11 protein-coding genes and 1 tRNA gene are annotated in these 13,668 nt (G+C 30.8%); 1 reads left to right on the top strand and 11 read right to left on the bottom strand.

Features of this window, described 5'->3' with window-relative positions:
• Positions 1-142: 142 nt before the first annotated feature.
• The 3 genes from ispD to JJD95_RS17175 all read right to left on the bottom strand — a co-directional run bounded on the left by ispD (position 143) and on the right by JJD95_RS17175 (position 2,551).
• On the bottom strand, positions 143-829 hold the full coding sequence (gene ispD, locus JJD95_RS17185; RefSeq protein WP_291644256.1) for a 2-C-methyl-D-erythritol 4-phosphate cytidylyltransferase: 687 nt from the start codon (positions 827-829) through the stop codon (positions 143-145).
• A gap of 24 nt (positions 830-853) precedes the next feature.
• Entirely contained in the window at positions 854-1,960 is a 1,107-nt protein-coding gene (locus JJD95_RS17180; protein WP_291644254.1) for a PIN/TRAM domain-containing protein, read from the bottom strand.
• Positions 1,961-2,077: 117 nt separating this feature from the next.
• Positions 2,078-2,551: a CarD family transcriptional regulator gene (locus JJD95_RS17175; RefSeq protein ID WP_291644252.1), complete on the bottom strand. Its 474-nt coding sequence runs from the start codon at positions 2,549-2,551 to the stop codon at positions 2,078-2,080.
• A gap of 146 nt (positions 2,552-2,697) precedes the next feature.
• Here JJD95_RS17175 and JJD95_RS17170 point away from each other — a divergent pair, with 146 nt between their 5' ends.
• Positions 2,698-3,102, top strand: a complete 405-nt coding sequence (locus JJD95_RS17170; RefSeq protein WP_291644242.1) for a DUF1573 domain-containing protein — start codon at positions 2,698-2,700, stop codon at positions 3,100-3,102.
• A gap of 37 nt (positions 3,103-3,139) precedes the next feature.
• Here the strand turns inward: JJD95_RS17170 and disA are convergent, their stop codons facing one another.
• From disA to JJD95_RS17130, 8 genes are all read right to left on the bottom strand, one after another.
• Entirely contained in the window at positions 3,140-4,204 is a 1,065-nt protein-coding gene (gene disA / locus JJD95_RS17165; RefSeq protein ID WP_291644241.1) for a DNA integrity scanning diadenylate cyclase DisA, read from the bottom strand.
• Positions 4,205-4,415: 211 nt separating this feature from the next.
• A complete protein-coding gene (locus JJD95_RS17160; protein WP_291644240.1) occupies positions 4,416-6,857 on the bottom strand; it encodes an ATP-dependent Clp protease ATP-binding subunit in 2,442 nt (813 codons plus the stop codon).
• Positions 6,858-6,962: 105 nt separating this feature from the next.
• A complete protein-coding gene (locus tag JJD95_RS17155; RefSeq protein WP_291644239.1) occupies positions 6,963-7,124 on the bottom strand; it encodes a hypothetical protein in 162 nt (53 codons plus the stop codon).
• 271 nt (positions 7,125-7,395) lie between these two features.
• Entirely contained in the window at positions 7,396-9,132 is a 1,737-nt protein-coding gene (locus JJD95_RS17150) for an ABC transporter ATP-binding protein (protein WP_291644238.1), read from the bottom strand.
• Positions 9,133-9,243: 111 nt separating this feature from the next.
• Positions 9,244-10,485 (bottom strand): aminopeptidase P family protein, encoded by a 1,242-nt coding sequence (locus tag JJD95_RS17145; protein ID WP_291644237.1) that lies wholly within the window; start codon positions 10,483-10,485, stop codon positions 9,244-9,246.
• Positions 10,486-10,721: 236 nt separating this feature from the next.
• Positions 10,722-10,958: a hypothetical protein gene (locus tag JJD95_RS17140; protein ID WP_291644236.1), complete on the bottom strand. Its 237-nt coding sequence runs from the start codon at positions 10,956-10,958 to the stop codon at positions 10,722-10,724.
• Positions 10,959-11,117: 159 nt separating this feature from the next.
• Positions 11,118-13,196, bottom strand: a complete 2,079-nt coding sequence (gene fusA, locus JJD95_RS17135) for an elongation factor G (RefSeq protein WP_291644235.1) — start codon at positions 13,194-13,196, stop codon at positions 11,118-11,120.
• Positions 13,197-13,532: 336 nt separating this feature from the next.
• Positions 13,533-13,607, bottom strand: a tRNA-Asn gene (locus JJD95_RS17130).
• Positions 13,608-13,668 lie beyond the last annotated feature (61 nt).

The raw sequence follows: 13,668 nt of genomic DNA, 5'->3' as shown, positions 1-13,668 counted from the left end.
ATGTTTCTTTCAAAAAAAGTATAGCATACACTAGGTCTATTAAATTTACCCAAAATCATGATATAAAAAAAGTAAAGCACCAACAATTTGTTGGTGCTAATGTTTCACTTATTTAGGGACATTTTCAAAAATGCTTGACAAATTAAAATCTTTCTAATATCTGTCTTCCAATTTCTAAATCCTCTGGCGTTGTGACTTTTATATTATTGTAGCTTCCTTCATAAAGGTATACCTTATTACCATATCTCTCAACCACCATAGTATCATCAGTCACTCTGATACCATCTTTATAAATTTTTTTATGGCAATCTAGTATAAGATCATACTTGAATGTTTGAGGTGTTTGAACACAAAATAGTGTTTTTCTTTCAGGCGTTTCTACAGAAAATCCAGAAGAATCTTTAATTTTAATAGTATCCTTAGGCTCTACTCCACAAGCAGCTGCCCCATATAAATCAGCAAAAATAATGGCACTTCTAATAATAGATTCATTTATAAAAGGTCTAGCCCCATCATGAATAAGTACAATCTCACAATTCATTAGTGCTTTTAGACCATTTAAAACGGAATCTTGTCTTTCTTTTCCACCAATAACTATATGCTTAACTTTTGAAAAATTATATTTTTTTATTATTTCTTCCTTGCAATACTCCATTTCACCTTCTGCAACAACTACTATAATCTCATCTATACATTTGCACTCCGTAAAAGCTTTTAAAGTATAGTACAAAATGGGATAACCATTAATATTTAAGTATTGCTTATTAATAGTTTCCCCCATGCGACTTCCTTTACCTCCAGCTAAAATTATGGCACAGTTTTTACTCATAAAAAACCTCACTTACCTGAATAACTAACTCTTTACAACAGTATCTTTATTTTTAGCAAAAATCATTCTACCTGCTGCCGTCTGAAGTACTGATGTTACAATAACAACTATATTCTCACCAATATACCGTCTTCCACCTTCAACAACAATCATTGTACCATCATCTAAATAAGCTATTCCTTGGCCCGATTCTTTTCCGTCTTTCATAACTTGAATTTTCATTTCTTCTCCTGGAAGAACTACTGGTTTTACTGCGTTTGCAAGTTCATTAATATTTAAAACTGGAACCCCTTGGAATTCAGCTACCTTGTTTAAATTGAAATCGTTTGTAACTACCTTTCCATTTAAAACTTGAGCTAATTTCAAAAGTTTGCTATCTACTTCTGCAATATCGGGAAAATCCTTCTCCCATATTTCAACTTCAATATTTAACTCCTTTTGAATTTTATTCAGTATATCCAGACCTCTTCTTCCTCTATTCCTTTTAAGCCCGTCTGACGAATCAGCTATATGCCTAAGCTCTTCTAATACAAAAGTTGGAATTATAAGTGGTCCTTCAACAAATCCCGTTTGACAGATATCAAATATTCTACCATCTATTATTACAGACGTATCTAGTACTTTAGGGTTTTCATTAGTATACCCCTTTACTTTTTTATCTTTAAATCCATCTTTCCTTTTAATACTTGTAAAAACTGAAAGTATTTCGTCTCTTTTTCTAGCGCAAATATCCGCACCTAAAGCTGCCATTATAACTGTGAAAATAGCAACAATAATATTCCATAAAAGAGATTGATATTTAAATAGTCCCGCAAATAAAGATGCAATTACAAGACCTAGTACTGCGCCTCCTGTTCCAAAAATAATTTGAGCAGTAGGCATTTTTTGTGTGCTTTTCTCCACATAATCCATAAACTTCATTATTAAAGATACGATTATAGGAGACAATAGAAATAATATAACCCCAAAAATTAAAACAGAAAAAATAATAAATATTATTCCTTGGATATTACCACCTTTAAAATAATTAAGTTCAGATAAATAACTTGTGCTTAAAAGCAGCTCAGCGATTAAGTACCCTATAATTAGCCCGATGATTGTAAAAAGTCCTCTTAAAATTTTTTTTAGCAAAAAATTTCACCTCCCTTTAAATTATTAACACTTATTTGATTTTATATCCTGTTATTATATAATATATACTATATATTTCTGTATTTCAATGAAATACGTCATAGAATTAAAAATTTATTAAATTAAATTACGTATTTTGTGTAATGCTTCCTCCATATTCATTCCTAAAACTAACATTATTTCACTAGCTACCATGCCTTCAACCCGTTCTAATATCTTTTCTTCTCCCGGAGGAAGCATATCTTTTTTCTTTAAAAAGTATAAATCTCTAATTACCTCACACATTTTTAGAGTATTGCCACTTTGGATTTTTTTCTTGTTACTTCTATATCTATTATTCCAATTGCTTTCTATAACATCACAGTCACTTTCTATTGTTCTCAGTGTCTTTTCTAAAGAAATTTCATTTAAAAGGTCTCTTATCATATAATTTTGAATATTATCTAATGGAATCATAAAATTCATATCATCTAACAAAAGATATATATTTATATATTTACATTTTATATGTGATAATTTTCCGCTATCTATATCCTGTATATAACCAGCACCATAATCTGCTACGAATATTTTTTCACCAATATTTAACATAACCATCCCCCTATTAAAAAAACTCTTATTGATTTATTATATATTCATAAGCTAAAATTCGTACTTAATTTATTGACAAAATGCTAATGTAAAACCTATAATTAACATAGTATAGTTATTTAAATTTTTACAAGGAGTTGAATTTGATGAAAGATTGTATTTTTGATAATTTTCAAAATTCTGTGGATGAAGCATTGTTACGGCATAGAAGTGTTTTGGATATAATTACCAAGCTTCAAGAGTCTGAGGCGAGAGTCAGTAGAGCTGTTGTAAAATCAGTTACTAATTGTGGTTGTATCAAAATTGATGCCAAAAAACAGTATGCCCCTGAAAATATAGATGATCTAGATTTAGACACACTTAGTGCCTCACTTGATACTCATATGGAGGGTAAACTTTGTGAAAACTGTAGAGATGTAATAGAAAGCGAACTTGGAAATAATCTTTTTTATATTACTTCACTATGCAACCTTTTAGACCTTAACCTATATGATGTTCTTTTAAAAGAATATGACAAAATTAGCACCTTAGGAAAATATACTATGAGATAACAAATATAACACAAAATAAGTTGAAACCTATTTTGTGTTATATTTGCTTGTCTACCATAAATTTCTCTCTTAATCTTCTTAGACCATTTTTAATAGCCTTAGCCCTTGCTTCACCAATACCTTCTACGCTATCAAGTTGCTCAAAAGAGGCCTCCATTATAGCTTTTAATCCTTTAAAGTGCACAACTAAATTTTCTATAACATTTGTGGGTATTCTAGATATTTTATTTAACATCCTATATCCTCTTGGTGAAATTAAAGTATCCACTAGTGGAACACCTATGTATCCAATGATTTTAGAAATAAAATCTAAATCTAATAATTCTTCAGAGCTCATATTTTCTATTTGTATATACACTCCATTAAAATCCATACCACTTTGACAATAATCCCTTATTACTAGTATTCCATCCTCTTCTACGGTTTTTACTAGCTCACTTAATTGCATAGAAATTAATCTACCCTCATTCCCAAGTTCACATATATACCTTTCTATTTCTCCAACTATTCTCATAACCATTTCTGTTCTTTGTAGTACAGTTATAACATCAAATAGAGTAGCTAAGTCTTGTATTTCTAAACGGTTTAAATTTCTTACTACTCTCTCAAGAACTATTCCGTATTTTTCCAAGGTCTGAATGGCTTGATTTGCCCTTGCTAAAATCACACTACTATCTCTCAGAACATATTTAATGTCATCTTTATATACAGTTATTATAGTTCTTCGTTGCGATATAGCAACAACCACATAACCTGTTTGTTTAGCTACTCTTTGAGCTGTTCTATGCCTTGTTCCAGTTTCAAAAGTTGGAATGGTAGGACTTGGCATAAGTTGAGTATTAGCATATAATATTTTTTTTGAATCATTGCTTATTATTATAGCTCCATCCATCTTTGCTAGTTCATATACAGAAGCTGGACTATAATCTGAATTTATTCCAAAACCACCATCTACAATATCTAATACTTCCGTGCAATCTCCAAGCACAATAAGACCACCGGTTTTAGCTCTTAAAATATTTTCAAGGCCTTCTCTAAGTGAAGTCCCAGGTGCCATTATTTTTAATATGCTCATAAGATCCTTACTTTTATCTTCTCTCATATTCTTCTCCCTACTTTATAAATATTGTTAAATCATTGCCTAGATTCTCAGACACAAGTCTTATTAAACCATTATATCTTTATTTTAAACAATAATGTCATATAAAAATCACTTTTAGTTTAAATTATTTTTAATAACTCAAAAAACCACTTTAAAGTGGTTTTTAAAAAAATTCTACTTGTATAATTATATACTTAATATATAAACAACATTAATTATGCAAAGTTTTAAAAATCAATTCACCATTTTTCACAGTAACACTTACGTTATCTCCTTTATTAATGTTACCTCTAAGTATCTCTTCAGAAAGCACATCCTCAACAGCTTTAGTAATTTCTCGTCTCAAAGGTCTGGCTCCATAATTAGTATTAAGCCCAGCCTTAGCTAAATGTTTTTTAGTTTCATCATTAAAGTTAATATTAATTTGAAGCTGTTTAAGACGCTTCTTTACTACCTCAAGCATTATTTCTACTATTTTATATAAATCTCCCTGTTCTAGTGAATGAAATACGATAATATCGTCTATTCTATTTATGAATTCAGGTTTAAAAGAAATTTTTAGCTCATCCATTATATTTTCTTTCATCTTATCATATCCTGAACTTGTTCCATCACCATTTGTAGAAAAACCTAGTGATTTCTGTTTTTTCAGTGTTGATGCCCCTACATTCGATGTCATTATAATCAATGTGTTTTTAAAGTCTATTGTTTTGCCTTTCCCATCTGTTAGCCTTCCATCATCTAATATCTGTAGTAAAATATTGATTACGTCTGGATGAGCTTTCTCAATTTCATCAAAGAGTATAACAGAATAAGGGTTACGTCTCACCTTTTCTGTTAATTGCCCCCCTTCATCAAATCCAATATATCCTGGCGGTGAACCCATAAGTCTTGAAACGGTATGTTTATCCATATATTCCGACATATCTATCCTTATCATATTGTTTTCATCACCGAACATTGCCTCAGCTAGCGCTTTAGATAACTCTGTTTTACCTATTCCAGTGGGACCTAAAAATATAAAGGAGCCTATTGGTCTATTAGGGTCCTGTAGACCTACCCTTGCACGTCTCACTGCCCTTGAAATAGATTCAACTGCCTCATATTGACCTATAACCCGCTTGTGAAGCACCTTTTCTAACATTAATAAGCGATCTGATTCCTTTTGGGTTAATTTTTCTACAGGAATATTAGTCCATTTTGACACCACACTAGCAATTTCCAGTTCTGAAACTATTAGCCCATCCATTTCATTCTGAGTTTTCCAATTATTTTTAGAGTTATCTAGTTTTCCCTTTAATTCTATTTCACTATCCCTTAATTTAGCTGCTTTCTCAAAGTCCTGTAGTGATATAGCATCGGCTTTTTCTTTATAAAGTTTATCAATTTCATCTTGCAATTCTTTAAGATTTGTTGGGGCAGTTAAGTTTTGTATTCGTACTTTCGCTCCTGCTTCATCAATAAGATCTATCGCTTTATCAGGTAAGTATCTGTCTGATATATATCTATCGGATAAGCTAACAGCTGCTTCTATTGCGCTGTCAGTAATTTTAACTCTATGATGTGCTTCATACTTATCTCTTAGTCCTTTTAATATATTAACAGCTTCCTCTTTACTTGGTTCTCCTACAGTTATAGGTTGAAATCTTCTTTCTAATGCTGAATCTCTTTCAATATACTTTCTGTATTCATCTATAGTTGTTGCCCCTATACATTGTATTTCCCCCCTTGCAAGTGCTGGTTTTAATATATTGGAGGCATCAATAGCTCCTTCTGCTCCTCCTGCTCCTATAATGGTATGAATCTCATCTATAAATATAATAACATTCCCTGATTCTAATATCTCTTCCATAACCTTTTTAAGCCTTTCTTCAAATTCTCCTCTATATTTGGATCCTGCCACCATAGAAGATATGTCCAAGGTTATAAGTCTTTTGTCTTTTAAACTTTCAGGGATATTACCAGAAGCTATTTTTTGCGCAAGCCCCTCTGCTATTGCTGTTTTACCTACGCCCGCCTCTCCTATAAGGCATGGGTTATTCTTCATTCTTCTGCACAAAATTTCTAAAAGCCTTTGAGTTTCATCATCCCTTCCTATAACAGGATCAAGTTTGCCTTCCTTAGCCATTTCAGTTAAATCTTTACCAAAATGATTTAGTGATGGTGTACCATTTTGTTCCTTTTCTTTAGATAAACTTCCCTTAGGTATATCTTCGGAACACCAATTATCTAGTATATCCTTTTTTAGTTTTTCAAAATTAGCCCCTAAATTAACTAAAATTGTATACGCAACTCCTTCTGCATCTCTAATTAAAGCCAACAAAATATGTTCTGGACTAACATAATTATGGTTTAGATTTCTCGCCTCTAAAAGACTTAATTCTAGTAACCTTTTTGTTCTTGGTGTTAAAGGTATTTCTGTACTACATATTTCAGCGTCTCCTTGCCCTTCATACTCCACTACTAATTTTTTGACTTTTTCCAAAGTGATTTTCATATTATTCAATGATTTTTTACATACTCCATCTTCTTCTTTTAAAATTCCTAACAGTATATGTTCTGTACCTACGTAACCATGGTTTAATTCTTCAGCCTCATTTTGTGCATAAACCAACACCTTTTTTGCTCTTTCTGTAAATTTATTGAACATCATTTTCAAACACCTCACTTGCATGAATTTACTTATTCTCTTTAATTATAACCACTTCTATGAAATTCTTTCATAACATAATATCCTTATGTGTTTATATTTTTCTATTTAATCTTTTCTATCTTTATACAACATGGATATTCCATCTTTGTAATCAAAACAATCAGTGTCTGTGCACTTGTCCACATTTATTTCTGGAGATTCCTTAAGATATGTGAGACTTTTAATCTCATTTAATAACTTTATAATGTTATTCTTATTTTTAATCATCTTTCTCCCCCTTTTATAAACTTTCTATAAACTCATATGATTTACTTTAGTTACTTGTATTGATTTTCTGTAATTATTTACCATATATTTCTTATTCTATAAAACTATTTTTTTTCCTTGTTTAATATTTAATTTTCGCTATACTTTATTTTACATTTTTATACATAATATACGTTCCTTCTATGGCACAATAAAAAGCTTATCTTCCTTAAATATAAGAAGATAAGCTTTTTATTAACGGTTCATATCACTATAAAACCCAATATTTATACTATATTATTTCATCCGGTATATATCCCTTGAATTGAGCATTATATAGCTTAGAATATATTCCCTCGCATTCAATTAATTCATCATGGGTACCTTTTTCTTGTATACCATTGTCAGTAATTACTACAATCTCATCGGCATTTCTGATAGTAGAAAGCCTATGAGCTACTACAAGTGTTGTTCTACCTTTAGATAAGTTTTCTAATGACTTTTGGATTATCATCTCTGTAGCATTATCAAGTGCAGATGTGGCCTCATCTAAGATTAGTATAGGTGGGTTCTTAAGGAATACTCTAGCTATAGACATTCTTTGTTTTTGCCCGCCAGATAATTTAACTCCTCTTTCTCCTATATTTGTGTCATATCCATCATATAATGATATTATAAATTCGTGTATATTAGCATTTTTCGCAGCCTCTATTATATCCTCATCCGTCGCCTCAGGCCTTCCATATAATATATTTTCCTTTATAGTTCCTGCAAACAAAAATACCTCTTGTTGCACAATCCCAATATTTTGTCTTAAAGATTTTAAAGTAACGTCCTTTATACTATGCCCATCAATTAAAATATTCCCATCAGTTAATTCATAGAATCTTGGAATCAAGTGACACAAAGTAGTCTTACCTCCCCCTGATGGTCCAACAATTGCTAGAGTCTTACCTGCCTGTATATTAAGACTCATATTAGATAAAATAGATGCTTTATCATTATAACTAAAGGTTACATTCCTTAGCTCTATATCTCCCTTTATATTTTCAAGAACTATAGCATTATCCTTGTCAACTATTTCAGGCTCTATATTCATTAGTTCTACGAATCTTTCAAAACCAGCCATTCCTGATTGATATTGTTCAACAAAAGACGTAAGTTTTCGAATTGGTTGCATGAAGAATTGTATATATAATAAATATGCTACTAAATCCGGTATGTTTATCAAGTTTCTATATATAAAATACCCACCAAACCCAATAATAATAACATTTAACATATCAACTAAAAATTTTATGCCGGAAGAAAAATTCGCCATATACTTATATGCATGCTGCCTTGACTGTTTAAACTGTTCATTACCCTCATCAAACTTATCCATTTCATATTCTTCATTAGTGAAAGATTTAGAAACTTTTATACCTGATATACTATTCTCTAAGGTTGAATTTACATTTGCCACTTCTTTTCTAACAGCTCTAAAAGCTTCTGACATTTTAATTCTTCTACTCATAGCAAACCATAGCATAAGAGGAAGCGTAGAAAATACAATTAGTGTAAGATTTATATTAATAGTGCAAAGTGCTATAAATGACCCTATAAGCATAACTGCTGATATAAATAAATCTTCAGGACCATGATGCGCAAGTTCTGATATTTCCATTAAATCATTAATTATTTTAGACATAATATGCCCAGTTTTATTGTTATCAAAATATTTAAAAGACAAGGTTTGGAGATGAGAAAATATATCTTTTCTCATTTCATATTGCATTCTGACACCTACAACATGACCCCAATACTCTACTATATAATTAAATAATAATTTAAATATATATAAAATCGCTAGTACCGCGGTAAACATAAATACCCTTCTTATATTACCTTGAGGTAATGCCTCATTTAAAATATTTCTAGTTACCATAGGAAATACCAAATCTAAAGAGGCTACTAAGAATGCGCAAACCATATCCAAGGCAAATAATTTTTTATGTGGGCTGTAATAAGAGATAAATTTTTTAATCAAGTTAACTGCCTCCTTATGTAAGTTGTTTAGCTTAAACTATTAACAATTAATAGCTCTAAAAAATAAGTAGTAATTCTATAATTACCACTTATCATAATTACTCATACATATCTACTTAGCCATAAAATCTTCAATTTCTTCTACAGTTTTTATTATTTGCTTTGAAAGAATTTCACATCCATCTTCAGTAATTAATATGTCATCTTCTATTCGAATTCCCATACTCTCCTCTTCGATATAAAGTCCTGGCTCATTAGTTAATACCATACCTTTTTTTAGCTTTATGTCACGATTTCCTACATCATGAGTATCAAGCCCCAAATAGTGACTTACGCCATGGAAGTAATACTTTGGTAGTTCACTAGCTTCTTTAATAAGACCTAACTCAATACACCCCTGGGCCAGTACATTTTTAGCTGTTTCGTTTAAAACTGAAAACAATATACCAGGTCTTGCAACTTTAGTTACTGCTTCTTGTGCTCTTAATACTACGTTATAAACCTGTTTTTGCCTATCTGTAAACTTTCCATTAATAGGAAATGTACGGCTTATATCTGCATTGTAGTATTTATATTGAGCACCTAAATCAAATAATATTAATTTACCATCTTGAAGTTCACTATTGTTTTTATCATAATGAAGTGTTGTCGCATTTTTTCCACTAGCTGCTATAGTTTTAAAGGCGAAATCTGTTACACCACTGGTTTTTAATTTAAAATCAAAATGTGCCTCAAGTTCATACTCCTTCATACCACCTTTTGCGTTTTTAAGCAGTTCCTTTATCCCTCTATCTGTAATATCTATAGCTTTCCGAATTAGCCATATTTCTTCTTCTGATTTTATAATCCTCAGACTGGCCATTTCATGATAAATATTTTTTACTTTTATGTATGGATATCTTTCCATTACACTCTTAGCAAATCTTTGTGGAGTTCCATTTAACATATAGAAATCTTGTCTTTCAAGATCCAAACATAAACTGTCTATTTTCACTCTATTTAAAATTGAACCAAAAGCTCCTTCAAATTCCTCTATAAATACAATGTTTTCTATACCCGAAATTTCTTTAGCATCCATTTCCGGCATTTTTTCTCCTACCCATCTAGCCATAACAGGATCATTTTTTTCTATAAATAATGTCTCGCAAACTTTACCATTTCTTTTTACTAGCATTAGAATCATTTTTTCTCTATCAATTCCTGTTAAATAGTAAAAATTTCTATTTGGAGTAAATAAGTATGTCTCATCTCCTGATTTATATGGTGCCTCACCTGCAAATATCAATGTTATAGAATTTCCTTCTAATTTATCCCATAAATTTACTCTATTTTCTATGAATAATTCCTTTTTCATTTTACTCCTCCTATAATGCTCGTAAATTTTATAACCTTAAAACATTAAAATAGTATGTTTTATATGCTATTAATTCTCTTTATAACATACCACTGTGAGTAAATAATTTCAATATTTATGGCAAGTATATCTTTGACTAACGATATATAAATCTATACTTCAAATAAAATAAGGAACAAATTTCGTGTTCATATATTCCGAAATTTATCCCTTAAAATATTTTTTAATTAGCTTTTTTAACGTTCCTTTTGTGATGTAATGGAATATTGTCCATTTTTCATATTTCCTTGTTCTACAATAGTAAAATAATTATTTTCTAGCATCTTGCATAATATTCCAACTTCTTCACTGTTCTTCATTTTAGAAGTAATTGTAAACTTATCGTTTTGTTCAATTATTCCCATGTAATCATGTATATTGCTATAATCACCTAACTTAACATCTCCAACAATGTCTAATCTATATTCAGACATTTAGTTCTCCCCTCTTTTTACATATTTAATATTAGGATTTGTAATTTTAATTAAAATATACATATTTATTATTATTCATTTTATATTAGTACCATTAAAATTTGTATTTAAAATAAAATAAAACCGTAAATTACGGTTTTATTTTTTAAATATTTACTTCTACTCTAAATTTTTGTTAGCAATAATTATTTTATCAATTCCATCTTTCGGAACTTCTTCATACCTTTCAAATTTCACCCTGAAATTTGCCCTAGCACCAGTCATTGAACGTAAATCAGTTGCATAATTAAACAATTCTGATTGTGGCACCTCTCCTATTACCTTTTGGCCTTTTAATACTGCCTCCATTCCGAGAATTTTCCCCCTTTTCTTATTTATATCTGTAATAATATCACCCATGTAATCGTCTGGGCAAGTAACCTCCACGTGCATAATCGGTTCTAATATAATAGGCTCCGCTTCTAGAAGTCCTTTCTTATAAGCTAATGTAGCTGCCATTTTGAATGCCATCTCTGAAGAATCTACAGCATGATATGAACCATCATGTAAGGTTGTTTTAAGCCTTATAACCGGAAATCCTGCAAGTACGCCATGCTGTATACATTCTTTTAAACCTTTTTCAACAGCAGGTATGTATTGCCTTGGAACTGTACCCCCAACTACTGCATCAATAAACTCTAAATCATCTGCGCCATCTATTCTAGGCTCAAACTTAATTTTTACATCACCATACTGTCCATGTCCTCCAGATTGTTTTTTATGTTTCCCCTGAACATCAGAGGATTTTCTAATTGTTTCTCTATATGCCACCTTCGGAATTTCTAATGCTACTTCAACTCCAAATTTATTTTTAAGTTTACTAACTATTACCTGCAAGTGAGTTGACCCCAACCCAGAAATTATAGTTTCTGCGCTTTCTGTATTTCTAGATATTGAGAACGTAGGATCTTCTTCTAAAAGTTTTGCGAGTCCATTAGATATCTTGTCTTCATCACCTTTAGCTTTAGTTACGATAGCCCTTGAAAATACTGGTTGTGGGAAATCCATGGTATCAAACATTATTATTCTACTACTATCACAAAGTGTATCTCCTGTGCTAGTATGTTGAAGCTTTGAAACTGCTCCTATATCGCCTGCTTCAATCTCTGTAGTTTGATATTGTTGTTTTCCTTTTAAAAAATACATAGTGCCTATTTTTTCTTCTTTTTCTTTATTTGTATTATATACTATTGTATCACTTTTAGCTTTCCCAGTAATAACACGGAACATAGATAATTTCCCCACAAAAGGATCCGCAATAGTTTTGAATACTAACGCTGAAAACGGCTCAGCATCATTAATTTTAACCTGTATATATTTATTGTTTTTTATATCTTTTGCACTGTAAAGAGTTGTATCCATTGGTGAAGGAAAACACTCAACCATATCTTCTAGTAACGTATGCATTCCTATACCTAATAGCGCAGAACCGCACATTATCGGTGCAATCTCTCCCTGTGACGCTCCTTTTATAAGACCGTTATATATTTCTTCTTCACTTATAGAACCCTCATTAAAATATTTATCTAACAAAACTTCATCTGTTTCTGCTACCGCTTCCATAACAAGCTCTCTACACTCGTCTACTTTACTTAATAATTCTTCTGGAATATCGCTTTCTTCCATTTTATGAGTTTTGAAATTAAATAATCGAGCTCTTCTAGATATTACATTTATTACACCTTTAAAATCTCCTTCACTACCTATAGGATATTGAATTGGTACCGCAGATATCCCAAATTTTTCTCTTATCTGCTGCAAAGTAACTTCAAAATTACTATTTTCTCTATCTAATTTATTAATAAAAAACGCTCCAGGTAAATTATGGTTACATATATATTCAAAGGCTTTTTCTGTTCCAACTTCTATACCTGATACACCACAGACAGTTATCATTGCCATATCTACTGACCTTAGCCCCTCAATCATTTCTCCTATATAATCAAAATATCCAGGCATATCTACTAGATTTATTTTTACATCCTCCCATTCACTTAAAGCTACCGATGTAGAAATAGATGTTTTTCTCTTCTTTTCTTCAATATCGTAATCACTAATTGTGGTACCCTCATCAACTTTACCAAATCTATCTATAGCTTTTGTATAATATAGTAACGATTCCATTATAGTGGTTTTGCCTGAACCACTATGTCCAACAATCCCTACATTCCTTAGATTGCTACTTTTATATTCTTTCATAAACAATACCTCCTAAATTTTCATTAGATATATATATCTTATATTCTACCTTTAAATAAAAATTCCTCTCTTTTTATCAGAATTTTCTAAATAATGTGAATATATTATTTAAACTTACCTTTATACTTATTACTCCTTATCTATTATTTCCTAAAATAAATAAAAGTATCAATAATTTAAAATTATTGATACTTAACTATATATTTCAATTTAATAAAAGTTATTCCTAAAAGCTCATATTTGTTATAAAGAATCTATGTACCATGTATGTAAATTTTATTATAACAAAAAAATAAAAAAAGCTATTAACTAGCTTCTATATACTTTAAATAAAAATGGCTCCTCGAAAAGGATTTGAACCTTCAACCTATCGGTTAACAGCCGAGCGCTCCACCGTTGAGCTATCGAGGAACATTACCTAGCGACGACCTACTCTCCCACAAGGTCACCCTTGCAGTACCATTGGCGCATT

The organism is Clostridium sp. (assembly GCF_016650035.1).
Classification (GTDB): Bacteria; Bacillota; Clostridia; order Clostridiales; family Clostridiaceae; genus Clostridium_AD.
This window is presented reverse-complemented; position numbering and strand designations above follow the sequence as displayed.

Coding starts and splice junctions, on each gene's coding strand:
- JJD95_RS17160 (WP_291644240.1), bottom strand. CDS start 6,857: ATGATGTTCAATAAATTTACAGAAAGAGCAAAAAAGGTGTTGGTTTAT.
- JJD95_RS17145 (WP_291644237.1), bottom strand. CDS start 10,485: ATGAAAAAGGAATTATTCATAGAAAATAGAGTAAATTTATGGGATAAA.
- JJD95_RS17175 (WP_291644252.1), bottom strand. CDS start 2,551: ATGTTAAATATTGGTGAAAAAATATTCGTAGCAGATTATGGTGCTGGT.
- fusA (WP_291644235.1), bottom strand. CDS start 13,196: ATGAAAGAATATAAAAGTAGCAATCTAAGGAATGTAGGGATTGTTGGA.
- disA (WP_291644241.1), bottom strand. CDS start 4,204: ATGAGAGAAGATAAAAGTAAGGATCTTATGAGCATATTAAAAATAATG.
- ispD (WP_291644256.1), bottom strand. CDS start 829: ATGAGTAAAAACTGTGCCATAATTTTAGCTGGAGGTAAAGGAAGTCGC.
- JJD95_RS17170 (WP_291644242.1), top strand. CDS start 2,698: ATGAAAGATTGTATTTTTGATAATTTTCAAAATTCTGTGGATGAAGCA.
- JJD95_RS17140 (WP_291644236.1), bottom strand. CDS start 10,958: ATGTCTGAATATAGATTAGACATTGTTGGAGATGTTAAGTTAGGTGAT.
- JJD95_RS17155 (WP_291644239.1), bottom strand. CDS start 7,124: ATGATTAAAAATAAGAATAACATTATAAAGTTATTAAATGAGATTAAA.